Annotated in this window: 23 protein-coding genes; 10 read left to right on the top strand and 13 right to left on the bottom strand. The window is 69.6% G+C overall.

Features of this window, described 5'->3' with window-relative positions; translation table 11 throughout:
- Positions 1 to 96: 96 nt before the first annotated feature.
- A complete protein-coding gene (locus AAFN86_RS21500; RefSeq protein ID WP_347545607.1) occupies positions 97 to 567 on the bottom strand; it encodes a UPF0262 family protein in 471 nt (156 codons plus the stop codon).
- The gene (locus AAFN86_RS21495; RefSeq protein WP_347545606.1) at positions 560 to 1,009 is read right to left on the bottom strand and encodes a DUF983 domain-containing protein; all 450 of its coding nucleotides are present in this window, start codon (positions 1,007 to 1,009) and stop codon (positions 560 to 562) included. Before AAFN86_RS21495 ends, AAFN86_RS21500 begins: the two co-directional genes overlap by 8 nt.
- A 134-nt stretch (positions 1,010 to 1,143) precedes the next feature.
- Between AAFN86_RS21495 and AAFN86_RS21490 the strand changes: the two genes are divergently transcribed.
- Both AAFN86_RS21490 and AAFN86_RS21485 read left to right on the top strand, forming a co-directional pair.
- Positions 1,144 to 1,821, top strand: a complete 678-nt coding sequence (locus AAFN86_RS21490; RefSeq protein WP_347545605.1) for an aspartate/glutamate racemase family protein — start codon at positions 1,144 to 1,146, stop codon at positions 1,819 to 1,821.
- A 364-nt stretch (positions 1,822 to 2,185) separates the two neighbouring features.
- Positions 2,186 to 3,976 carry an ABC transporter ATP-binding protein gene (locus AAFN86_RS21485; protein WP_347545604.1) on the top strand — a complete coding sequence of 597 codons (1,791 nt, stop codon included), beginning with the start codon at positions 2,186 to 2,188 and terminating at the stop codon, positions 3,974 to 3,976.
- 148 nt (positions 3,977 to 4,124) lie between these two features.
- Here the strand turns inward: AAFN86_RS21485 and AAFN86_RS21480 are convergent, their stop codons facing one another.
- Together AAFN86_RS21480 and AAFN86_RS21475 are read right to left on the bottom strand one after the other, a co-directional pair.
- Positions 4,125 to 4,427: a hypothetical protein gene (locus AAFN86_RS21480; RefSeq protein ID WP_347545603.1), complete on the bottom strand. Its 303-nt coding sequence runs from the start codon at positions 4,425 to 4,427 to the stop codon at positions 4,125 to 4,127.
- A 65-nt stretch (positions 4,428 to 4,492) separates the two neighbouring features.
- Positions 4,493 to 5,455: an N-carbamoyl-D-amino-acid hydrolase gene (locus tag AAFN86_RS21475; protein WP_347545602.1), complete on the bottom strand. Its 963-nt coding sequence runs from the start codon at positions 5,453 to 5,455 to the stop codon at positions 4,493 to 4,495.
- A 188-nt stretch (positions 5,456 to 5,643) separates the two neighbouring features.
- Here AAFN86_RS21475 and AAFN86_RS21470 point away from each other — a divergent pair, with 188 nt between their 5' ends.
- Positions 5,644 to 6,099 (top strand): GFA family protein, encoded by a 456-nt coding sequence (locus AAFN86_RS21470; RefSeq protein WP_347545601.1) that lies wholly within the window; start codon positions 5,644 to 5,646, stop codon positions 6,097 to 6,099.
- 31 nt (positions 6,100 to 6,130) lie between these two features.
- Here AAFN86_RS21470 and AAFN86_RS21465 read toward each other — a convergent pair whose 3' ends face one another.
- From AAFN86_RS21465 to AAFN86_RS21445, 5 genes are all read right to left on the bottom strand, one after another.
- On the bottom strand, positions 6,131 to 6,331 hold the full coding sequence (locus tag AAFN86_RS21465) for a hypothetical protein (protein WP_347545600.1): 201 nt from the start codon (positions 6,329 to 6,331) through the stop codon (positions 6,131 to 6,133).
- Positions 6,328 to 8,085 carry an NAD(P)/FAD-dependent oxidoreductase gene (locus AAFN86_RS21460; protein WP_347545599.1) on the bottom strand — a complete coding sequence of 586 codons (1,758 nt, stop codon included), beginning with the start codon at positions 8,083 to 8,085 and terminating at the stop codon, positions 6,328 to 6,330. Before AAFN86_RS21460 ends, AAFN86_RS21465 begins: the two co-directional genes overlap by 4 nt.
- Positions 8,086 to 8,191: 106 nt before the next feature.
- Positions 8,192 to 9,103 carry an N-carbamoyl-D-amino-acid hydrolase gene (locus tag AAFN86_RS21455; protein ID WP_347545736.1) on the bottom strand — a complete coding sequence of 304 codons (912 nt, stop codon included), beginning with the start codon at positions 9,101 to 9,103 and terminating at the stop codon, positions 8,192 to 8,194.
- A gap of 320 nt (positions 9,104 to 9,423) precedes the next feature.
- Positions 9,424 to 9,708 (bottom strand): hypothetical protein, encoded by a 285-nt coding sequence (locus tag AAFN86_RS21450; protein ID WP_347545598.1) that lies wholly within the window; start codon positions 9,706 to 9,708, stop codon positions 9,424 to 9,426.
- On the bottom strand, positions 9,701 to 11,092 hold the full coding sequence (locus tag AAFN86_RS21445; RefSeq protein ID WP_347545597.1) for an amidohydrolase family protein: 1,392 nt from the start codon (positions 11,090 to 11,092) through the stop codon (positions 9,701 to 9,703). Before AAFN86_RS21445 ends, AAFN86_RS21450 begins: the two co-directional genes overlap by 8 nt.
- Positions 11,093 to 11,208: 116 nt before the next feature.
- On the opposite strand from AAFN86_RS21445, the gene AAFN86_RS21440 reads away from it, so the two are divergent.
- Positions 11,209 to 12,075, top strand: coding sequence for a phosphonopyruvate hydrolase (locus AAFN86_RS21440; RefSeq protein ID WP_347545596.1), 867 nt, complete (start codon positions 11,209 to 11,211; stop codon positions 12,073 to 12,075).
- A 16-nt stretch (positions 12,076 to 12,091) separates the two neighbouring features.
- Here AAFN86_RS21440 and AAFN86_RS21435 read toward each other — a convergent pair whose 3' ends face one another.
- Positions 12,092 to 12,460, bottom strand: coding sequence for a hypothetical protein (locus AAFN86_RS21435; RefSeq protein ID WP_347545595.1), 369 nt, complete (start codon positions 12,458 to 12,460; stop codon positions 12,092 to 12,094).
- Positions 12,461 to 12,692: 232 nt separating this feature from the next.
- Between AAFN86_RS21435 and AAFN86_RS21430 the strand changes: the two genes are divergently transcribed.
- The 6 genes from AAFN86_RS21430 to AAFN86_RS21405 all read left to right on the top strand — a co-directional run bounded on the left by AAFN86_RS21430 (position 12,693) and on the right by AAFN86_RS21405 (position 19,539).
- Entirely contained in the window at positions 12,693 to 14,219 is a 1,527-nt protein-coding gene (locus tag AAFN86_RS21430; protein WP_347545594.1) for an MmgE/PrpD family protein, read from the top strand.
- Positions 14,220 to 14,221: 2 nt separating this feature from the next.
- Positions 14,222 to 14,731 (top strand): GNAT family N-acetyltransferase, encoded by a 510-nt coding sequence (locus AAFN86_RS21425; RefSeq protein ID WP_347545593.1) that lies wholly within the window; start codon positions 14,222 to 14,224, stop codon positions 14,729 to 14,731.
- Positions 14,728 to 15,861: a bifunctional 2-methylcitrate synthase/citrate synthase gene (locus tag AAFN86_RS21420; RefSeq protein WP_347545592.1), complete on the top strand. Its 1,134-nt coding sequence runs from the start codon at positions 14,728 to 14,730 to the stop codon at positions 15,859 to 15,861. The genes AAFN86_RS21425 and AAFN86_RS21420 overlap by 4 nt, the downstream gene beginning before the upstream one ends.
- 640 nt (positions 15,862 to 16,501) lie before the next feature.
- The gene (locus tag AAFN86_RS21415) at positions 16,502 to 17,089 is read left to right on the top strand and encodes a histone H1-like repetitive region-containing protein (protein ID WP_347545591.1); all 588 of its coding nucleotides are present in this window, start codon (positions 16,502 to 16,504) and stop codon (positions 17,087 to 17,089) included.
- Between the two features lie 146 nt (positions 17,090 to 17,235).
- On the top strand, positions 17,236 to 17,706 hold the full coding sequence (locus tag AAFN86_RS21410) for a GNAT family N-acetyltransferase (RefSeq protein WP_347545590.1): 471 nt from the start codon (positions 17,236 to 17,238) through the stop codon (positions 17,704 to 17,706).
- Positions 17,707 to 17,868: 162 nt separating this feature from the next.
- On the top strand, positions 17,869 to 19,539 hold the full coding sequence (locus tag AAFN86_RS21405) for a DEAD/DEAH box helicase (protein WP_347545589.1): 1,671 nt from the start codon (positions 17,869 to 17,871) through the stop codon (positions 19,537 to 19,539).
- A 120-nt stretch (positions 19,540 to 19,659) separates the two neighbouring features.
- On the opposite strand, the gene AAFN86_RS21400 is transcribed toward AAFN86_RS21405, so the two are convergent.
- From AAFN86_RS21400 to AAFN86_RS21390, 3 genes are read right to left on the bottom strand one after another with little or no spacing between them, the layout of a single operon-like run.
- Positions 19,660 to 21,306 carry a long-chain-fatty-acid--CoA ligase gene (locus tag AAFN86_RS21400; protein ID WP_347545588.1) on the bottom strand — a complete coding sequence of 549 codons (1,647 nt, stop codon included), beginning with the start codon at positions 21,304 to 21,306 and terminating at the stop codon, positions 19,660 to 19,662.
- Positions 21,303 to 21,686: a nuclear transport factor 2 family protein gene (locus AAFN86_RS21395; protein ID WP_347545587.1), complete on the bottom strand. Its 384-nt coding sequence runs from the start codon at positions 21,684 to 21,686 to the stop codon at positions 21,303 to 21,305. The genes AAFN86_RS21400 and AAFN86_RS21395 overlap by 4 nt, the downstream gene beginning before the upstream one ends.
- Positions 21,683 to 22,996, bottom strand: coding sequence for an aminotransferase class III-fold pyridoxal phosphate-dependent enzyme (locus AAFN86_RS21390; protein WP_347545586.1), 1,314 nt, complete (start codon positions 22,994 to 22,996; stop codon positions 21,683 to 21,685). Before AAFN86_RS21390 ends, AAFN86_RS21395 begins: the two co-directional genes overlap by 4 nt.
- Between the last annotated feature and the right edge of the window lie 10 nt (positions 22,997 to 23,006).

Raw genomic sequence — 23,006 nt, 5'->3', positions numbered from 1 at the left:
CAGCGCAGCGCCACCCGTGCGGCCGGTTCCAGTGGGACATGACGGGCTCTGGATGCGCCGGCTTCCAGATACGTCGTCCTTCGGATGCGCCGTCTCTCAAATGCGCTGGTGCAACGCGCAGACCAGGGTGAACAGCCGCCGCGCCGTCTCGAAATCGACGTCGATGCGGCCAGCCAGCCGCTGCTGGAGCAGTTCGGCACCTTCGTTGTGCAGGCCGCGCCGGCCCATGTCGATGGCCTGCACGCGGCTTTCCGGGCCGCTTTCGGCGACCGCCTGCTCATGCGCCTCGACCACCATGTGGTAGTCCTTGATCAGCCTGCGGAACGGGCCAAGCGCCAGGGCGAGGACGTGCAGCGGCCGGTTGTCCACGTCGCGGATGTCGAGGACCAGCCGCCCCTCCCGCACCGACACCGCGAGCGCATAGGGCCCGGGCGGCAGGTTCGGCGGGTCGAAATGGTTGCCGGTCAGCAGGTCGGCGATCGCCTGCCGCCGGTCCGCCTCGGCGAAGGCGGATGGCGCCGGCGGCTCCTCCGGCAATTCGAGGCGGATGAGGCGTTGCTCAGGCATCGCCCGGCGCCTGTCGACGCGGGGCGACGACGATCTGCGCTCCCTGCTCGGTCCCGGTCAGGCCAAGCCGCAGCATCCAGGCCACCACCGCCCCCTTCACGGGGCGCAGCACCAGCGTGCTGAGAATGGCGAACAGCGGCAACCACACCGCCATGTGCAGCCACATCGGCGGATACCAGGCGCGCTCGACCACGAAGACGAATGGCACCAGCAGGTGCCCGACGATCAGGATAGTGAAATAGGGCGGCGCATCATCGGCGCGGATCCGCCCCAGCAGCGCATGGCAATGCGAACAGTCATCCACCAGCCGCAGACAGCCGTTGAACAGCTTGCCCTGCCCGCAGACCGGGCAACGGCCCATGGCACCACGCGCCAGCGCCGTACCGAAGGGCGGCTGGGCGGCAGGGACGGCAGGCACGGCGGGCTCCGTGTCCCAGGGCATTGGCGTTCCTTTCTCGGGCGCTTCGGTGGCGTCCATTGTGCAATGCAACATAAAGCACGATCTTCGCCGCCCGTTCAAGCATTGAGGACGAGCCGGGGCTTGTGGCAGCCATGCGGTTGGCGCGAGGATGACGCATGGTCGAACGCATCCTGGTGATCAACCCGAATGCGAGCCTGTCCTGCACGGACGGGATCGCCGCCGCCATCGCGCCCTTCGCCGCGCCGGGGCTACCGCGCCTCGACGTGACGCGCATCGCCGATGGCCCACCCGCCATCGTCACCTGGCGCGACTGGTATGCCATCGCCGAGCCGCTGTGCCGCATGGTCGAGTCCGAGCCGGCCGACGCCTATGTGATTGGCTGCGTCTCCGACCCCGGCCTGGAAGCGGTGCGCACGGTGACCGACAGGCCGGTGTTCGGCCCGCTGCGCTGCGCGGTCGCCGCCGCCATGATGCGCGGCGAACGCTTCGGCATCGTCGCCTTCACCGACAAGTCGAAGCCACGCCAGCGCCGCGCCTTGCAGGCGATGGGCGTGGAAGGCCGCCTTGCCGGCACCGTGCCGCTCAACCTCGATATGGAAGTGCTGACCGACCCAGTGGCGCCGCGCGCGCGCATCGCCGCGGCCGCGAAGGAGTTGGTCGCGGTGGGGGCCGAGGCGATCATCCTCGGCTGCGCGGGCATGGCCGGCCACCGAGCCTTCGCCGAGGAGGCCTGCGGCGTGCCGGTGATCGAACCCTGCCAGGCGGCGGTTTCGCAGGCGCTGCTGGCCGTGGTCGCGGCGCGCGGCGGACGGATGCGTCTGGCGGCGGAGTGACGACGGCGGTCGGAACCGGGCCGCATGCGGGTCGGTTTCACGGCACAGTCGACGGCCGGCGGGACGCCACGACGCGGGCGCGGTCCTTGTCGCGCGGCGGCCGCGGCACAATCTGATATTTGTGGCCGCTGGCAGCACGCCCGGCCATTCACGCGGTCGTGGCTTGGCCGGCTCGGTTCGATTGCGTAGCTTCCGGTCCGCACCTCGGTTCAACCCTGAAGGAAAGGAGTGCCGGATGACTGCCCATCGCCCGCCCGACACTCCGCGCGTCGGCTAAACCCGAACGACGCCCCCGCGCCGGCCCGATGCCGGCGCCCTCCCCTTCCCGATGCTGGAGACACGGCCGCCGGCCGTGCCCGATACCATGACCCAGTCTTTCAAGTCCGGACGCGCGGAGCCCTTCCGCGCTGCCTGTCTTTTCATTGTCTCCCGCTGGCGGCGGGAGGGGCGGGCGGCGCCGCTCAGCGTCGCGCTTATGCTCGCCGCCGTGCTGTGCGATGTCGCCATGCCGCTGCTGGCGGGCCGGCTGACCGACGTGGTCACTGGCGGCGCGCCCGGTGCCTTCGCCACGGCGCTGTGGCTGCTTGCGGCCATGGTCGCGCTGGGCGCGGCCATGGCGGCGCTGCGCTATGGCGCGATCCGCGCGGTGATCCGCCTGACGCTGGGCAACATGACCAGCCTGGCGCAGGACAGTTTCGCCCGGGTGCAGCGCCTGTCGGCGGACTGGCATGCCGAAACCTTCGCGGGGTCCACCGTGCGCAAGATCTCGCGCGGGATGTGGGCGCTCGACCTCCTCAACGACACGGTGCTGATCGCGCTGCTGCCCTCGCTCGCGGTGCTGGTCGCCTCGGCGGCAATGCTCGCCACCGTGTCGCCCTGGCTCGGGCTGGTCGTGCTGCTGGGCGCCGTCGGGCACATCGCGCTAACCGCGGTGCTGTCCATCCTGTGGGTGGCGCCGGCATCGCGGCTGTCCAACCACTGGGACAGCCGGCTGGGCGGCGCGTTGTCGGACACCATCGGCGCGAATCCCGTGGTGAAATCCTTCGCCGCCGAGGCCCGGGAGGATGCGCTGTTCGGCAGGCTACTGGCGCGCTGGCGGGGGCGCACCGCGCGCGCCTGGCTACGCGGCACCGCGGCCAATGCGGCGCAGGATGCCGCCCTGGTGATACTGCGCGGCGGGGTGATCAGCGCGTCGCTGCTGCTGTGGCACCTTGGCCGGGCGAGCGCCGGCGACGTGGTGGCGGCGCTGACCATGTACCTGGTCGTGCAGGGATATCTGCGCGATGTCGGCTACCACATCAGCAACCTGCAGCGCAGCGTGAACGAGTTGGAGGACGCCGTGGCGCTGGAAGCGACGCGCCCGGCGATCGCCGATGCCCCGGCCGCCGCGACGCTGCGCGTGCCCGAAGGACGCATCTATTTCGAAGCGCTCGGCTTCCGTTATGGCGGGCATGTCACGCCGCTGTATCGCGACCTCGATATCCGTATCGCGGGTGGCGAGCGCATCGGGCTGGTCGGGCATTCGGGGTCTGGCAAATCCACGCTGGTGAAGCTGCTGCAGCGGCTGCACGACCCGACGGCCGGGCGCATCACCATCGATGGCCAGGACATACGGCATGTCACCCAGGCCAGCCTGCGCCGCGCCGTTGCCCTGGTGGCGCAGGAACCGGTGCTGTTTCATCGGTCGATCGCGGAGAACATCGCCTATGCGCGCCCTGGCGCCAGCGAGGCGGAGATCCTGCGCGCCGCGACGCTCGCCCATGCCGATGGCTTCATCGCGCGGCTGCCGCGTGGGCTGAACACGCTGGTGGGCGAGCGCGGCGTGAAGCTGTCGGGTGGCGAGCGCCAACGCATCGCGTTGGCCCGCGCCTTCCTGGCCGATGCGCCGATCCTGGTGCTGGACGAAGCCACCGCCGCGCTCGATTCCGAAAGCGAGGCGATGATCCAGGACGCGATGGAACGGCTGCTGAAGGGCCGCACGGCGCTGGTGATCGCACACCGGCTGTCCACGGTGCGGGCGATGGACCGGATCCTGGTCTTCGACCGCGGCCGCGTCGCGGAAGAAGGCAGCCATGCCGCGCTGCTGGCCCGGGATGGCGGCATCTATGCCGGGCTGTTCCGCCGCCAGGCGATGGGGTTGGCCGAGATGGTGTGATCCCAACGGCACGAGTCATTGACTAGTGCCGAGGCCGCGAAAGCCAGGCAAAGGTTGGCGGGTCACGCCAAAGGCCTGCCCCCCCGCACGACGCCTCCGAGGGCATGGAGACGTCGATGCCGGAGGTCGCAGCCTTCGACCGCCGGTATCAGAAGTCCCGGAAGGGAATGCCGATCTGGGGCGCCGCCTGGCCGACGTCGTTGCCGCCCACATCGAGGTCGGTCCCCGGCGTCGGCGTCCCGGCCATAGAAGCCGCATAGGGATCGGCGTCGGCGGCGCGGTCCTGGCGCGTTTCCTGGCCCATGGCGCGGTTCACGCGGCGGGAATCCTGCTGCGCCGCGGTGCCGGCCGAGGCCGGGGTCGGCGCCTGCGGCACATAGGTGATCGGGATCGGCGGCCGCTGTTCGCAGGCGCCGGCGACAAGGAGAGCCGTGATCAGGAGGCGACGCATGGCGGGTTCGTCCTGGTGGTCATTGCCGGAGATACTAGAAGCACAGACGCGCCGCGCGAAGCCATTCAGCCTGGAGGTGTCCACACCGCCGGCGCCATGCTGCCGACCTGGTCGGTGATGCGGCCATAGGCTTCGGGGCGGCGATGCTTCTCGAAGTTGAAGATCGTCGTGCGGCCCAGTTCGCACATGCCGAGATCGGCCTCGGCGACGATCAGCTCATCGCCCCAGGAGGTCGCCTGGGCCATGATCTCCCCCTGCGGATTCACGATGATGGAATGGCCAAACAACTCGTGCCCGTCCTCGGTGCCCGCCTTGGCGGTGGCGACCGCGAAGCAGGCGTTCTGATAACACCCTGCCTGGATGGTCAGGTGGGAATGGAAGACGCGCAGATGGTGCGCCTCGAACCCCCGGTTGTCCATGTTCAGCGACGGCGTGTTGTAGCCGAGCATGACGAGTTCGACCTGCTGCAACCCCATCACGCGCCAGGATTCCGGCCAGCGGCGGTCGTTGCAGATCATCATGCCGACATTCACGTCATGGCCGGCGACCGGCGCGCGCACCACGGGGAAGCCGAGGTCGCCGACCTCGAAATACCGCTTCTCCAGGTGCTGCACCTTGCGGATCGGGTCGTAGTCCTTGTGACCCGGCAGATGAACCTTGCGGTACTTCAGCATGATCTCGCCATTCGGACTGACGAAGACCGCGGTGTTGTAGCGATGGCCGTCCGGCGTTTTCTCGGCAAAGCCGAGATGGAAGGCGATGCCGTATTTGCGCGCGGCCTCGAAGATCGGCGCCGTTTCGTTCGACGGCAGGGCCGATTCATACCAGTGGTCGGCGGTCGCGATGTCTTCCTCGTACCAACGCGGGAAGAAGGTGGTCAGGGCGAGTTCGGGGAAGACCACGACCTCCGCGCCCATGCGATGCGCCTTTTCCATCAAGCGCACGATACGCCCCACGGCAACGTCGCGGCCCTCGGCCTTCTGGATGGGGCCGAGCTGGGCGGCGGCGAGGATGAGGCTGCGGGTCATCGGCGAGGACTCCAAAACGGCGTTCCGCCGCACATTATCTCATGCGTCGGCGGCCGGCGACGCGGCGCAGCCGATGCGCCATCCCGCCGCGCCTCCCCGACGCAAGATGCCGCCAGCCGGAGCCGGTCTCGTTGACTGCCGGAAGGATCGACCGTAGCAGGACCATCGCGTGCGAGACGGAGGTTGCGGTGACCTTTCCGCGTGAAGGCGGATGCCAATGCGGCGCCATCCGGTACGCCGTGGCGCGCCCACCGACGGTCATTTTCGCCTGCCACTGCACAGCGTGCCAGCGGCGCAGCGGCAGTGCCTTCGTCGTGTCGCTGATCGTTCCCGATCGCGACTTCCGCCTGACCCGGGGCCGGCTGAAGCCGCAGACCAGGACGGCCGACAGCGGGGCAACGCTGACACATTGGTTCTGCGCGGATTGCGGAACCGCGATCCTGGGCATGGAACGAGGGACCGCGCCGCAGCTCTACCAGACCGTCCGCGTCGGCACGCTTGACGACTCAACTGGCCTGCGCCCGGCCGTCCATGTCTGGACGCGGAGTGCCCAGGACTGGGTCGCCATTCCACAAGGCAGTCACGCATTTCCCGAGAACCCACCGCGGCCACTGCTCAATTATGGCCAGGCACCGGCCTCATAGGCGGCGATCCCCGCCCCGCCGCCAACCGGCGTCAGCGCGGCTCGATGACAGCCGCCCCATGCTTCATGCGCGCCCGGGCGGCGGCGGCGGACATCGCCTCCTCCCAGGCTTCGAGCATCAATTCCGCGAGGTCGTTCGCCGCCGCGCGCGTGGTGGTGAGACCCAGCGTCTCGCCGCGGAAGGTCACGATCCTGAAGTGACCGGTCTCGTCGTCCTGCACCACCTCGATCACGCGACCATCCCCAATTCCCGCGCCTTGATCTGCAGCGCCAGCACTTTCGAATAGATGCGGCATTGCGCCAGCCCGCCAGCGTGGAACCACATGCCCTGCTGGCCGGTCGGCCGCCACATGCCGTGCAACTCCCCTTCGGCGTCGAAGCCCCAGACCTGGCCGATCCGATCGCCCACGGCATCGCCGAATAGCCGGCGCGCCGCCGCCGCCTGACCCTCATAGCCGGTCGCCAGCACGATCAAATCGGCGGGTTTCACCGAGCCATCCTTCATCACGGCACCATCCGGGCCGAAGCGCTCGATATCGGCGTATTGCATCAGCCCGACGCGGCCATCGATGATCAGCTGCGAGCAGCCGGCATCGAAGTAATACCCGCCGCCGCGGTTCTGATAGAGGAACTGCCACCCCGACCCCTCATCGCCGAAGGACAGTCGGAAACCGCGCTTCTCCAGACCGTCGAGCAGCACGCGGTCGGCATGGCGGTTCATCTCCGTCATGCGCTGATGCGATCGGCGATAGACCGGATAGGGGAAGGAGGTGGCGAGGAGGTCCTTGTCCTCGAAGGGGATTTCCTCGTCATACAGGGCGTAGGGCGCCTGGGCTTCCTTCAGGCTGACCACCAGGGAGGGGCGGCGCTGGATGATCGTCACCTCACCTACGCCCGACACCGCCAGGTCCTGCGCCACGTCATGCCCGGATGTGCCGGTGCCGAGCACCAGGGCCCGCTTGCCCGCCCAGTCGAGTCCGCTGCCATAGCCGCCGGAATGCCGCACCGCGCCCTTGAAGTCCTTCAGGCCCGGCAGGTCCGGCATGATCGGCGTGGTGGACACGCCATTGGCCATGACGATGTGGCGCGGGCGCATCCGCCGCGTGCTGCCGTCGGCGCGCATCAGCGTCACGTCCCAGCACTGCGCCGCGTCATCCCACGACCCGCCTTCCAGCGACGTGCCGGTCCAGACATTCAGCTCCATCGCCTCGGCGTAGAGCTCGAACCAATTGGCCAGCATGTCCTTCGGAATGAAGACCGGGAAGGATTTGGGAAACGGCATGTAGGGCAGGTGGTTGACGCGCGTTTCATTGTGTAGCGTCAGCGCGTGATACCGGTTGCGCCAGGAATCGCCGATCCGCTTTTCCCGGTCCACCACCAGCGTATCGACGCCGAGCATCCCCAGCCGCGCCGCGACCGAAAGCCCCGCCTGCGCCGCGCCCACCACCAGCACCGCCGGGTCGTGCTCGGCATAGGCGACCGCCTTCTTCCGCCGGTCGAGCCAATTCTCGCCGCCGAAATTCCGCTTCCAATCGACATCCTGCCAGCGCCGGCCATTGGCCGGGTCTTCATGGCCACGGATTTCGTCCAGCGCGGTCATCAGCGTCCAGGCGCGCGGGGCGCCATCGTCATTCACCAGGCGAACGACGCCGTTGCAGGGTCCTATGGCGGTCTCGAAGGTGAAGATGGCCTCGATCGCCTCGGTTCCCGCCCGGGTGACGCGGCGCGGCGGCGTGCGGTCGGCGGCCAGCGCGAAGTGGCGCGGCGCGACCTGCCCGAGCCCCCCGGCCAGCCGCTCGGCGATAGCGGGCGCCCCCGAGACGGTGTGCAGGTCCCAATCGAAGGCGAGGATGTCGCGCCAATGGCATTCCGGCGCGAACAGCGCGGCGAGGCGCGTGGCGTCGGCGGCTTCGATCGCCGCCGCGAAATCCGCAAGCCAAGCCCGCACGGGTGCCTCGGTCGCGGTGACTGTGAGGATACCGTCCATGGCGATGTTTCCTTCGTCCCTGGATTGTTGGGGCGGAGTTTGGGCGCCGGCCGGGGCAGGAGCAAGCGGCGCGGGGGAAGCCCGCGCCGGCATCATGCGGCCCGCGTCAGGCGGGCGGGACGGCGCCCACCTGGTCGACGATGGCGCGGTACCATTGCGGGCGGCGATGGGCGGCGAAGTTGAACATCTTCTCCTTGCCCTGCCGGCAGGCGTCGAGGTCGGCCTCGGCGAGGATCACCTCGTCACCCAGTGTCTTCGCCTCGGCGACGACGATGCCGTTGGGGCTGACGATGACCGACCCGCCGATCAGCCCCGACCCATCCTCATTGCCCGCCTTCGCGACCGAGACCGCCCAGGTCGCATTCATATAGGCGTTGGACTGCGCGGCGAGCGTCGAGTGGAAGGTGCGCAGTGAAGCGTCCTCGGTGGTACCGCCCATCGGGTCATAGGCGGCGGAGTTATAGCCGATCAGCATCAGCTCCACGCCCTGCAGCCCATAGACGCGCCAGCCTTCCGGCCAGCGGCGGTCGTTGCAGATCAGCATGCCCATGATGGCGCGCCCCCAGGCTTCCGGGCCACGGAAGGCGGGGAAGCCCATGTCGCCATATTCGAAGTACCGCTTCTCCAGCTGCTGGAAGCGGTCGCCGACGCGCGGTTCCACCGTGCCGGGCAAATGGATCTTGCGGTACTTGCCGAGGATTGCCCCATCCGGCCCGACCGTGATCGACGTGTTGAAGTGCTGCCCCTGCGGCGTGAGTTCCGCATAGCCGACATACATGCCGACGCCGAGCGCCTTGGCCCGGTCGAACAGCGGCTGGGTGTTCGGCCCCGGCATCTCGGTTTCGAACCAGGCATCGACCTCGGCCTGGGTGGCGAACAGCCAGCGCGGGAAGAAGGTGGTGAAGGGCAGTTCCGGGAAGACGACGAGTTGCGCGCCCTGCCCCGCCGCGTCCTCCAGCAGCGCGATCATGCGGTCGAGGATCTGCCTGCGGCTATCGGCCTTCTGGTTGGCGCCCATCTGGGCGCCGGCGAGGCGAAGGATGCGACTGTTCAACTCATTTTCTCCCTGCGCCGTGGCGCAATCCGAGTAAAGCTGCAACGCCCGCAATGATCCCGACAACTGTTGGTCCGATCAGCTGGCCGAAGTCCACTATCGGCCAGGAACCGCGGAGATAGAAATTCAGTCCGAACGCGAGCACGGCGGCCGTCAGGGGCACCCAGACCAGCTTCGATCTCATCCGGCCCTCACCACTCGCCCTGCAAGCGGCAGCTTCGCACCGCGCCCGGCACCGAGCGGCAGGTCCAGCGCCAGGTGCTCCACGCAGTAGTCGCCAGTGCTCATCGGAACAAATCCCTGAAATCCTGAAGCGTGCCACCGAAAGCGCGCCACACCAGCGCGGCGCCCAGGCAGAAGCCGCCGCCAAGCAGCAGCCCGGGGACGCCTTCGCGCATCCCCGCCTGGGCCGCTAGGCTCGCCCCCAGCAGGCCGAGCACCAGCCCGACCGCGACCGCGATCATCGACTGCGCGAAGCCCGGCTTCTGGCGCGGCGGCGGCGCGTCGCCGGCGCGCGAGGGCCGCGGCGGGCGCTTGACCCAATGGCCCGGCGGGCGCTTGTCACTCATCGCCGACATACGACCCATTGTGTTGCCGCGGCACGAACTGCCCCGTCCCCGGCCTGGCCAGCACCGCCTTGCCGTCCCAGATGCAGGCGCCGCGCAGCCAGGTGGAGGCGACACGCGCCGACATGCGCCGCCCGTCATAGGGCGACCAGCGGGCATCCGCGTCGTCCTGGATCTCGGCCGCATCGAAGGTGAAGTCGCCGGTTTCCATCACCACGAAATCGGCGTCGGCGCCGATGCGGATGGCACCCTTCTTCGGGAACAGGCCGTGGAACTTCGCCGGCCGCTCGGCGCAGTATTTCGCCATCAGCGTCACCGGCAGGGAGCGTTCCGTCAGCAGGGTGAACATCAGCGGCGCGAAGGACTGCATCCCCGTCAGCCCCGCCCCCACCGTGAAGATGTCGCCGGTGTACGTCTTGCGATCCTTCGGCCAAGGCGCGTGGTCGGTCGAGACATAGGCGATCTTGCCGGCCGCGAAGGCCTCCCACATGCGCGACACCTCATCGGCTGTGCGGAAGGGCGGGTTGCACTTGCCGAAGCCTTCGAGGCGGATGATGTCCTCCTCGGTCATGCACAGATACTGGATGCAGGCCTCGCCCGAAGCCTTGGCGCCCATGCGGCGGAACACCTCGGCGATGTCGAAGCCGCGCGCGAGGGACGAATGGGCGATGTGGACATGCGCGCCCGTCTCCAGCCCGATCTCGAAGATTTCCAGATCCGCCATGGTCTCGCACAGCGGCGGGCGGGTGCGGCAATGCCAGATCGGCTGGGTATGGCCGGCGGCCTTCGCCTCCGCCGTCATGCGGACCACGATCTCCTGGTCCTCATTGTGGATGCCGACCATCAGGTTGGTCTTGGCGATCTCGCGGAAGGCGGCGACCATGGTCGGGTGGTCGATGCGCGGGAAGCGCACCGGGTCATACTCATATGTAGAGAGCTTGAAGGAGCAGACGCCGGCTTCCGCCAACCCGGCGATGGCGTCCACCCCGCCTTCCTTCTTGATGGTCCCGTACAGCGCCATGTCCACATGGGACAGGCTGTTCACCACCTCGATCTTCTCGGCCAGGATCGAGGCATCCGTCACCGGCCGCGGCACGTCATAGGGCATGTCGACGCAGGTGGTGACGCCACCGGCGGCAGCGCTCATCGACGCGCCCTTGATGCCGGGCCAGCCGCGCGAGGACGATGTATGCATGTGCCCATCCACCAGGCCGGGCAGCACATACTTGCCGGAGAAATCCGTCACCGCCTTAGCCGGCGGGCTCACCCCCTCCCCGATCGCGGCGATCGTCTCGCCGCGGATGGCGACGTAGCCGTCACGCAGCACGCGGTCTGACAGGACGATATCGCCGCGGATGACACGGTCGAAGGGGGCGGCGTCGGACATGGGCGGGGACTCCCGGCAGAAGGATGGCCGGAGGCTAGCCCCGGGCGCGCGACCTGCCCACCCCGGGCAGGGTTGTCCGGCTTGATGCGCTGGCCGCACCGGTGGACCATCGCGTCATGGAAACGCCCGCCGCGCGGCTACGCGCCCGCCTCACCCCCGACCATCCGGCCATCGCCATGTCGGCACATAATCCATTGTCGGCGAAGCTCGCCGCCGAGGCCGGCTTCGACGCGATCTGGGGCAGCGGCTTCGAACTCTCCGCCGCCCACGCGGTGCCGGATGCCTCGATCCTGTCCTGGGACACGCATCTCGCCGCCATGCGCGCCATGGTCGAGGTGCAGGACGCCCCGGTCGTTGCCGACATCGACACCGGCAGCGGCAATGCCGTCTCGGTCGCCTACCTGGTGCCGCGCTATGCTGCCGCCGGCGTCGCCGCGGTGGTGATGGAGGACAAGACCTTCCCCAAGGATTCCTCGCTCCGCGTCGGCGGCCGGCAGGAGCTGGTCCCGATCGAGGAGTTCCAGGGCAAGATCGAAGCCGCCCGCATCGAAGGCGGCCCGCTGGTCATCGCGCGCACCGAGGCGCTGATCGCCGGCCTGGGGCAGGACGAAGCGCTGCGCCGCGGCGCGGCCTATGCCGAGGCGGGCGCGGATGCCGTGCTGATCCATTCCAAGCAGAAGACGCCGGACGAGATCGTCGCCTTCTGCCGCGCCTGGCCCGGCCAGGTGCCGCTGGTGCTGGTGCCGACCGCCTATCCGCAATTGTCCTTCGCAGAGGTCGCGGCGCTGAACAAGGTCGGGCTGATCATCTGCGGCAACCACGCGATCCGTGCGGCGGTCGCGGCGATGCGCGACACCTTCGCCCGCATCCTGGCCGAAGGCGGCATCGCCGGGGTCGAATCCCGCATCGCCAGCGTGCAGGAGGTCTTCGCCCTGCAGGGCGATGATCACATGCGGCAGGTCGAAAAGCGCTTCCTGCGCTGACCGGGCGTCGCGGCGCCTACCGCCCGCGCAGGAACACCCCGATGCCGACCCCGGGCAGCACCGCCACCAGCCCGACGAGGATCGCCATCACGACCTCGAATGGCCAGAGATTATGCGATGTCGGATCCCGCCAGGTCTCGGCGACCACGCGCAGAATGATCGCGCAGGGCAGGCAGGACATCATGACCACCAGCGCGCGCCGCGGCGCAGCCACCCTCGCGGCGACCAGCGCCGCGGCGATCACCGGCAGGGCCAGCAGCCCCGGCCCCATCACCGCCACCGGCAGTTCCGCCTGCCGGTAGGAGAGCAGCCAATATTGCATGCCCGACAGGAACACGCCGACGATGAAGGCTGCGGTGAGCCAGAACGGAGCGGTAGGGCGCATCGCGCATCACCATAGGCAGCGCTGGCGCTGAAGGCTCGGCCTTTTCGCGCCGTCCTGGCCGGGGATCGGTTCATCGCCACCCGCATCGGCTGCGCGACCGGTCCCCACATCGGACCGCACGGACGGACATCGCGGTGCGGAAACACCATCCCACTCGGCTGTCGATCGGATTGGACGATCACGCCGGACGGGGGCACAAAGCCGCCAACTCTGCTGTGAAGGGAGAACGCTCGTGAAGCTCCACCCCGTGAAGGTCCATCCGTCGAAGGCGCTGCTGAAGCGCGAGGATCAGCTTGCCTGGAAGATGGCTGCGGTCGCCACCGACAAGGTGCCGGTCGAGAAGGACGTGCAGGAGATGATCATCAACCGGGTCATCGACAACGCCTCGGTCGCCATCGCCTCGGTCAACCGCCGCGCCGTCGTCTCCGCGCGCGGCATGGCGCTGGGCCATGCGAAGAAGGCAGGCGGGGCGCCGGTGATGGGCATGAAGGCGGGCACCACCGTCTCGCCGGAATGGGCGGCCTGGGCGAACGGCACGGCGGTGCGCGAACTGGACATGCACGACACCTTCCTCGCCGCCGACTACTCCCATCCTGGCGACAACATCCCGCCGGTCCTCGCCGTCGCGCAGGCGATGGGCAAGTCGGGGCGCGACCTGATCCGCGGCATCGCCACCGGCTACGAGATCCAGATTGACCTGGTGCGCTCCATCTCCCTGCATCAGCACAAGGTGGATCACATCGCCCATCTCGGGCCTTCGGCGGCGGCCGGCATCGGCACGCTGCTGGGGCTGAAGCAGGAGGTGGTGTTCCAGGCCATCCAGCAGGCGCTGCACACCACCGTGACCTTCCGCCAGTCGCGCAAGGGCGGGATCAGCAGCTGGAAGGCCTATGCCCCCGCCCATGCCGGCAAGCTCGCGATCGAGGCGGTGGACCGCTGCATGCGCGGCGAGGGCGCGCCCTCCCCCATCTATGAAGGCGAGGATTCCATCATCGCCTGGGTGCTGTCCGGCCGGTCGAACCGCGACGACGTCTATGGCCCGGCCTACTACCAGGTGCCGCTGCCCGAACCCGGGGAGCCCAAGCGCGCGATCCTGTCGAGCTACACCAAGGAGCACTCGGCCGAGTACCAGTCCCAGGCGCTGATCGACCTCGCCTTCCGCATGCGCGAACAGATCAGCGACTTCGACGCCATCGAAAAGGTGGTCATCCACACCTCCCACCACACCCACCACGTGATCGGGACCGGCGCGAACGACCCGCAAAAGATGGACCCGAAGGCGTCGCGCGAGACGCTCGACCACTCTATGATGTACATCTTCGCCGTCGCCCTGCAGGACGGGCGCTGGCACCATGTGGACAGCTACGCGCCCCGGCGCGCCGGCCGCGCCGACACGGTGCGCCTGTGGCAGAAGGTCACCACCACCGAGGATCCGGAGTGGACCCGCAAGTACCACTCGAAGGACCCAGACGAGCTGGCCTTCGGCGGCCGCGTCGAGATCCTGTTCAAGGACGGCTCGAAGCTGGTCGATGAGCTTGGCGTCGCCAACGCCCACCCGAACGGCGCGCGGCCCTTCGCCCGGGCGGACTACATCGCCAAGTTCCGCACCCTGGCCGATGGCATCATCACCGCCCGCGAGGCCAACCGCTTCATCGAGCTGGTGCAGGACCTGCCGAAGCTGAAGGCGGGCGACCTCGGCGCGCTGAACGTCGCACTCCCGGCCGGCGCGCTGGCGGAAAGCAAGCCGGGCATCTTCTGAACGTGACGGCGGCGGTGAGCGTGCGGGCGGGGGTGGCGGCGGATGCGCCGCTCCTCGCCCGGCTGTTCCTCGCCGCGCGCGCCGCAGCCATGCCCGGCCTGCGGGAGGCGCATGATGCCGCGCAGGTCGCCGGCTGGCTCGCCACCCACCTCATGACGCAGCACACGGTCCGCGTCGCGATGCTGGCCGACCGCCCGGTCGGCTACATCGGCTTCGGCCGGGACGGCGTCCATGGGCCGATGATCCTGCACCTGTATCTCGATCCGGCGGCGCATCGGCGCGGCATCGGCAGCCGTCTGCTGGCGGAGGCGACTGCCGCGCTTGGCCCACGCCTTTCCCTGTTCTGCATCGCGCGCAACACTGGCGCCCGAGCCTTCTACGAACACCATGGCTTCCGCGCCGCCGCCATCAGCGACGGCGCGACTACGGAGGAAGGGGAGCCCGACATCCTGTACGTGAGGGATGCCGGCGCCCCGGATACGGACACCACGACAAGCGGGAGCACCCCATGAGCGAAGCGGCTGACATCAAGAAAGGCCTGGTCGGCGTCCTGGCCGACGTCTCCTCCATCTCGAAGGTGATGCCGGAGACCAACAGCCTGACCTATCGCGGCTATGCCGTGCAGGACCTCTGCGAACTCGCCTCCTTCGACGAGACCGCCTTCCTGCTGTGGAACGGGGAGCTGCCGTCCAAGGCCGAACTCGCCGCCTTCCAGGCGGAGGAGAAGGCGAACCGCGCCCTGTCCCCCGCCCTGCTGCGGGTGATCGCCGACTTCCCGAAGGACGCGCATCCGATGGATGCGATCCGCACCGCCGTCTCCTTCATGGGGATGGAGGACCCGGAATGGGCCGACATCGGCGACGCCGCCCAGCGCCGCAAGGCGGTGCGGCTGCTGGCGAAGATCCCGACCGCGGTCGCCGCCGCCCACCGGGCGGGCAAGGGGCAGGCGCCGATCGCGCCCGACGCGTCCCTGTCCTTCGGCGCCAACTTCTTCAACATGGTGTTCGGCAAGGTGCCGCAGCCGGAGGTGCTCCGCGCCTTCGACGTCAGCATGATCCTGTACGCCGAGCACACCTTCAACGCCTCCACCTTCACCGCGCGCACGGTCACCTCGACCCAGGCGGACATGCATGGCGCCATCACCGCGGCGATCGCCGCGCTGAAGGGCCCGCTGCATGGCGGCGCGAACGAGGCCGTCATGCATATGTTGAAGGAGATCCCATCCCCCGAGGCGGCGGAGGGCTGGCTGGAAGGCAAGTTCGACCACAAGGCGCTGGTGATGGGCTTCGGCCACCGGGTCTACAAGACCGGCGACAGCCGCGTGCCCACCATGAAGAAGTACGCCGAGATCATGGCCGAGGTGGTGGGCGACAAGCGCTGGATGAACACCTCCAACGTGCTCGCCAAGATCATGCTGGAACGCAGGAACATCCACCCGAACCTCGATTTCCCGGCGGGGCCCGCCTACTACCTGATGGGCTTCGACATCCCGCTGTTCACGCCGATCTTCGTGTGCTCGCGCATCACCGGCTGGGCGGCGCACGTGCTGGAACAGGCCGCCGACAACCGGCTGATCCGTCCGCTGTCCGTCTACACCGGCGTCGAACAGCGCCCCGTCGTGCCGCTGCCGCAGCGCGGCTGACCGACGCATCCTCCCGCCGCGCGAACGCGACGCGGCGGGAGGTGAACGCGCATCGCGGCGATGCGTTGCGCACCACGATGTCGCCGCGAATGCGACACGCGCACCACACAATGCGCATCGTGACGACGACAACGCGCGAATTGCGCGCGCGTGCGCACGGATTTTGTTGACATGCAATATGCGCGTGCAGATAGCGTGCTCGGCGCGCGAATCATCTTGCGCGATTCGTCGGACTCGCTCTCTCGCACAACGCTCCGCACGACAGAGTCGGATCGCCTTGCAGCAGAGACCAACGACGCGTCGGGAAGGGTGACCGCCGCAGCAGGGAAGGACGGTCGATGGACCGCAGGCTCTTGGGACGGAAAGCGACGAACGCCATCCGTCCCGCATCGCAGGGTCATGCAGCGCAGCTGCTGCAGCCCGGCGACAGAGAAACCGGAAGCGACCCGCGGCGGGGATATGCCGCGTTCGCGCCGCACTGCGCCGCCCACGATCGGACGACCATCCAACAGCCGATGGAGCGCGCCACGGGATCCGCGCGCCTGACGCCGGCCGGTTCCCACCTGCTGTCCCCCACGGAGCCGCCGCATCTGCACGCGTCGCGCCCCACTCACCGGAACGCACGGAGACACCACACACCATGACGGACATCATCGAGACCACCGAGGCCGAGGAAGGCCTGCGCGCCCAGCCGATGGCCATGGCCGCCGCGAAGAAGAAGGCGCCGGCCAAGAAGAAGCCGGCTGCCAAGAAGCCGGCCGCGAAGAAGGCCGCTGCCAAGAAGCCGGCTGCCAAGAAGGCCGCTCCGAAGAAGGCCGCTGCCAAGAAGGCTGCTCCGAAGAAGGCCGCTGCCAAGAAGGCCGCGCCGAAGAAGGCCGCCGCCAAAAAGGCCGCTCCGAAGAAGGCCGCTGCCAAGAAGCCGGCTGCCAGGAAGGCCGCGCCGAAGAAGGCCGTCGCCAAGAAGGCTGCTCCGAAGAAGGCTGCCGCCAAGAAGGCCGCTCCGAAGAAGGCCGCTGCCAAGAAGCCGGCTGCCAAGAAGGCCGTCGCCAAGAAGGCCGCCCCGAAGAAGGCCGTCGCCAAGAAGGCCGCTCCGAAGAAGGCCGTCGTGAAGTCCGCCGCCCGCGTCGAAGCAGCGAAGAAGGCCGCCGCCACGCGCGCCGCGAACAAGGCCGCCAAGGCCGCCGCTGCCGCCGCCCCGGCGCCGGCCGCGGAAACCCCGATGGACTGACGTCGTCGCCGATCCCGGCGAGGGGGCGTCGTCCGCAGCGCGGGCGGCGCCCTTTTCGCATCGGGCATCCTGTCGCCACGGCATCGCGCAAGCCGTCTCGTGCAAAAGCGCGCATCGTTACCTGCCGGGACCGGCTCCGAGACCGCATGGCCATGACCACGATCCAGCCCTTGCCGCCAGCCGAGCGTCACCGTCTCGCCCCGCTGCTCGAGACCTATGCGGCGGAGATGCGCGCGACGCTCGCCGGCAGCCGGCCCGCGCGCGGCGTCGATGCCGCCGCCCTGCTCGCCGCCGACCCGCGCACCGAGATCCTCGCCGCCATCGAAGGCGACGAGTTGCTCGCTTTCGCGATCTTCTTCGACCTACCCGAGGTGGTCTTCGCCCGGCGCTGCGGGGCGCTGGACGACTTGTTCGTCCGCCCCGACCGGCGCGGCCGCGGCCTCGCCCGCGGGTTGATCGGCGCGCTGTGCGACCTCGGCCGCGCGCGCCATTGGTCGCATCTGCGCTGGATCGTACCCGAGGCCGACCAGGGCGCCATCGCCCTGTATGAACGCATCGCCGAACGCAGCGACTGGCGCTCCTACGTGATTCGGCTCGACCCCGAGGCCTCGCTGTGACAAACAGGCGCCGATCGCGCGATCGACGCGCGTTCGGCCCCATCCACGCGGTTGCCGCGCACCCAGTCTCCGCGCGTGTTCGAAGCGCGCTGCCCCTCATCACGCGCTTGACGCGCGGCCCGCGCAGGCACACGAACCGCCGCGCCCTCCGGAACCTGCCTCATGTCCTTTGACACTTTGCCCGCGCCCCTGCGCGACGCGCTCACCGCCCGCGGCTATGCCGAACCGACCGCGGTGCAATCCGCCGTGCTGACGCCGGAGGCGGCGGGGCGCGACCTGCTCGTCTCGGCCCAGACCGGATCGGGCAAGACGGTCGCCTATGGCCTCGCGCTCGCCCCCGAACTGATCGGCGACGCGCCGCGCCTGCCGCCCGCCGGACCGCCGCTCGCCCTGGTCGTGGCGCCCACGCGCGAACTGGCGCTCCAGGTGAAGGCGGAACTGGCCTGGCTCTACGCGCCGGCCGGCGGGCGCATCGTCTCCTGCGTCGGCGGCATGGACCCGGTCGCCGAGCGACGCCAATTGTCGCATGGCGCGCATATCGTCGTCGGTACGCCCGGCCGCCTGCGCGACCACCTCGAACGCGGCAACCTCGCCCCGGCCGCGCTGCGCGCCGTGGTGCTGGACGAGGCCGACGAGATGCTCGACCTCGGCTTCAAGGAGGAGCTCGAGGCGATCCTCGACGAGACGCCGGCCGAACGGCGCACGCTGCTGTTCTCGGCCACCGTGCCGCGCGGGATCGCCGCGCTCGCCAAGGGCTACCAGCGCGACGCCCTGCGCATCGAGGCCACCAGCCAGGCCGAACCCCATGGCGACATCGAATACCGCGCCGCCGTGGTCGCCCCGCATGAGATCGAACGCGCCGTGGTGAACATCCTGCGGTTGGAGGATGCGCGCATCGCCATGGTGTTCTGCGCGACCCGCGCCACGGTGGCCCGCCTGCACGGCAACCTATCCGAACGCGGCTTTTCGACCGTGGCGCTGTCGGGCGAATTGTCCCAGGCCGAGCGGAACCGCGCCCTGCAGAACCTGCGCGACGGGCGCGCCCGCGTCTGCGTCGCCACCGACGTCGCGGCGCGCGGCATCGACCTGCCGGATCTCGGTCTGGTGATCCATGCCGAATTGCCGCGCGACCCGGATACGCTGCTGCACCGTTCGGGGCGCACCGGGCGCGCCGGGCGCAAGGGTGTGTCGGTGCTGCTGGTCCCCCATACCCGCCGCAGCCTGGCGCAACGCCTGATCGCCGCCGCGCGGGTGAAGGCAAGCTGGGCGCCCGCACCCTCGGTCGAGTTGGTGCGCGCGCGCGACGATGAACGGCTGGGCGAACAGGCCCTCGCCCTGGTGGCCGAGGAACCGGGCGAGGAGGATATCGCCCTCGCGCGGCGCCTGCTTGGCGACAGCGCCTTCACCGCACATGGGCCGGAGGCGGTGGCGGCCGCGCTGCTGCGCGTGCTGCGCGCGCCGCTGCCCGCGCCCGAGGAACTGATGGAGATCGCCGACCGCCCGGCCCCACGCGAAGCCACACCCAGGCGCGACGCCCCGCCCGAGGGCGGCGGTCAGGAAGGCATCTGGTTCCGCGTGGATGTCGGCCGGGACGGGCGTGCCGATCCGAAATGGCTGCTGCCCTTCCTGTGCCGGCGCGGCCACGTCACCCGGCAGGAGATCGGACGCATCCGCATCCTGTCGCGGGAGACGCAGTTCGAGGTCGCACCCTATGCCGCAGCGCGCTTCGCGGCGGCGGCGCGCAAGGCGGATGGCGAGGATGCACATATCCGCATTGCCCCGATGCAGCCGGTGAAGGCGCCGGCACGGCGGCCGCGCGCGCCGGCCCGCTGAGACGGGCGCCGCGCCTGCGGCCCTCGGCGCTGTCCGTCCTGAACCGCGAGCCGGCGGGGGCTGTCGCACCGCCCGGAACGCGGCTGGCACGGCCATCGACCGCAGGCCGCTCCGGCAGGGCTATCCGGTGCCGCCTTCGGCATCCCGCAGGCGGCGCCAATCGACCTTGTTGCTCGCGCTGCGCGGCAGGCTGGCTGCGAACACCACATCCCGTGGCACCTTGTAGGCCGCCATTTCACCCCGCGCCCATGCGGTGATCGCCGCGGCGTCGGCGGCATGGCCGTCCCTCAGCACGATGAAGGCGCGCACCGCCTCGCCGCGCTGGGAATCGCGGTAGGCGACGACGCAGCATTCCTGCACGGCCGGGTGGCGATACAGCGTGCTCTCGCATTCCGCCGGCCAAACCTTGAAGCCGTTGACGTTGATCATCCGCTTCAGGCGATCGACCAGGAAGAAGTAGCCCTCCGCATCCACGCGCCCGAGGTCGCCGGTCCGCAGAAAGCGCATCCCGTCGCGGACGATGATCGCCTCGGCCGTGGCTTCCGGCCGGTTCCAGTAGCCGAGCATGACCTGCGGGCCGGCGATGATGATCTCGCCGACCTCTCCGGTGGCGACGTCCTCCAGCGTGTCGGGGTCGATCACCCGGGCCACCGTCTGCTGGATCGGGATGCCGAGGCATTGCGCCTTCGGCCGGTCCATCGGGTTGAGATGCGTGGCGCAGACCGCCTCGCTGAGGCCATAGCCCTCGATGAAGCGCAGGCCCCAGCGGGCTTCCAGCCGTTCCGCCACCGCCGCGGGCATCGGCGCGCCGCCGCCGGTCAGCACGCGCAGCCGGGCGAAGGCACGCTCGTCGAATTGGGGCGAGGCGAGCACATCCACCACCATGGTGGGCGCCGCGCTCCAGACCGTCACGCCATGGCGGATGAACAGCGGCGCCACCAGGTCACGGTCCCAGCGTGTCATCAGCACGATGGTCGCGCCGGCATAGAGGCCGCCATTCATCGAGACCTGCATGCCCGCGACATGGAACATCGGCATGAAGGCGGTGATCACCGTGTCTTCGCCATAGCCGTACCATTGCTGCTGGGCGAAGACGTTGAACAGGGTGCCGGCATGGGTGTGCATGCAGGCCTTGGGCTTGCCCGTGGTGCCGGAGGTGTAGGGCAGCACGCACAGATCGTCCGGCGCCGCATCGTCGGGGCGCGGCGGGCGGGTTTCGGCGAGCGCCTCCGCCCAGCCGACGACGCCAGGCGGCAGCGCAGCCGGCAGGATGCTGTCCGCGATCACCGGCGGCAGGCGGAAGTGCGGATCGGCGGCGATATCATCGCCATAGGACGCGGCGACCACCGTGCCGAATGCCCCGGGCATCAGCGGCAGGAAGCGGTCCAGCAATTCGGCACCGACCAACGCCACCCGCGCGCCGCTGTCGGCGGCCAGGTAGTCCAGTTCCGCCGTGGTGTTCATCGGGTTGACCGGCACCACCACAGCGCCGGCGCGCACCACCGCCTGGAAGGCGATGATGAAATGCGGTGAATTTTGCATCGCGACGATGACGCGATCGCCCTTCGCGACACCCGCGCCGTGCTGAAGGAAGCCGGCGAGCCGTTCCACCCGGCCGAGCAGGTCGCCATAGGTGATCGCCGTGCCGTAATAGGCGAGCGCGACATGGCCCGGGCGGCGCAGCGCGGCTCGTCGCAGCGCCTCCCCCAGGCTGCGCGGCAGCGGCCCGACGTCGCGCGGGACGCCGGCGGGCCAGGGCGACGTCACGCCCGCGGCACGGCCGGGTCGTAGGCCCAGGACTTGCTCACGATGCGCCAGCCATCGGCGTATTTCACCAGCAGCAACTCATCGACGAAGCGGTTGGGCAGCAGCGCGTCGCGCACACGCACATGGGCGGTGGTCGGGCTCGGCTGGGTCAGCGCCACGACCTCGTCATGCCGCGCATCGCCGCGCGAAGCAGGTGCGGCGCGGCCGGCCACGCGCGTCATGTAGGATTCGAAATCCAGCGCGTCGGTCACGCCGCCCTCGGCGCTGAACAACTGCGCCTGCGGGTGGAACACCGCGCGGAAGCGGGCGACGGACCCTTCATACAGCGCGTCGAAATAGCCCTGGACGACGGCCAGGATTGCATCGCTATCGGCGCTCATGCGCGCATCTCCATCATGGCATTGTGCTCGCGATCGGCGATGGCGAGGCTTTCGTCGAGGATGGCGAGCAGGGTTTCCGACTCGTCCCGCGAGATCACCAGCGGTGGGGCGAGGAACAGCGAGGTCTGCTCGCCGCTGGTGCCGATCACCGCGCCGAGGCCGAGCGCATGGCCGGCGACCCGCGAGGCGATCGGCGCGTCGGGCGTATCGGCGAGCCAGTGGCGCCAGTCCGGGCCGTGCAATTCGATCGTCCAATGCAGGCCCTGGCCGGCGACGCGGCAGACGCTGGGGTGGCGCCTTGCGATCTCGGTCAGGCGCTGCGCGTAGAAGGGTTCGAGGGCGGCGACGCGGTCGAGCAGCGCCTCCTCGCGCAGGATGCCGAGATAGGCGCTGACGGCGGCCATGGTCAGCGGATGGCCGCGCAGCGTGCCGTAGTTCTGCCAGGCGCTGCCCTGCATCTCCCGCAGCACGTCATGCGACAGGATCACCGCCGCCACCGCCATCGACCCGCCGCCTAGGCCCTTGCCGAGCGTGACGATGTCGGGGCGCGACGCGCCGCCCTGGAAGGCGAAGGGTCGGCCGGCGCGGCCGAGGCCCGTCACCACCTCATCGGCGATCCACAATGCGCCCTGGTCGCGCGCGATGGCGGCCACCGCATCCTGGTAGGCACCGTCGTGGTAGAAGCCGCCCTGGGTGTAGTCGAGAATCACCGCGGCGGATTGCGCGAGCATCGCCGGCGCATTGTCGAAGTGCAGCGACGAGGGCCGCGCGCCACCCGTGGCGCTGTCATAGGTAAGGCCATCGGGCGGCGGCAGCACATGCACGGGCGCGCCGGGGAACGGCAGGCGGGTGCGGTGCTCCGCCGCCAACCCTCCGTGCCAGTGCGGCTGCACCGTCGCGTCGCGCGCCAGCCCGACCAGGCCGTGATAGGCGCGTTCGCGCGTGGCGATGGCGTGCCGCCCGGTCAGCGCCTGGGACAGCGACAGGGCGATGTCGTTCGCCTCGCTGCCGCTGAGGCAGAAGCGCACCGCGCCGGCCCAGGATTCCTCGCCGGCGAGTCCGATCTCGAACAGGTCCTCGGCCGCCTGGTCGCGGCCGGTCCAGGACCAGCCCTCGCTGACCATCGGCAGGCCGGCGGCGTCGCGCAGCGCCTGGGCCATGCGCGGATGAGCGTGGCCGAGCGGACCGCCGGTATTGCTGCCATCGAGCACGCGGCGCCCGTCATCGAGGTGGAAATGCACCCCCTGCCCGCCGACGACGCGGGGCGCCGCGGTGCCGGCGTTCAGCCCTGTCCGCAACAGTCTCTGCATGCCGTCTCTC

It is taken from the genome of Roseomonas sp. CAU 1739, assembly GCF_039839775.1.
GTDB lineage: Bacteria > Pseudomonadota > Alphaproteobacteria > Acetobacterales > Acetobacteraceae > Neoroseomonas.
Note: the sequence above shows the minus strand (reverse complement) of the source record. Positions and strands in the feature narration are given on the sequence as shown.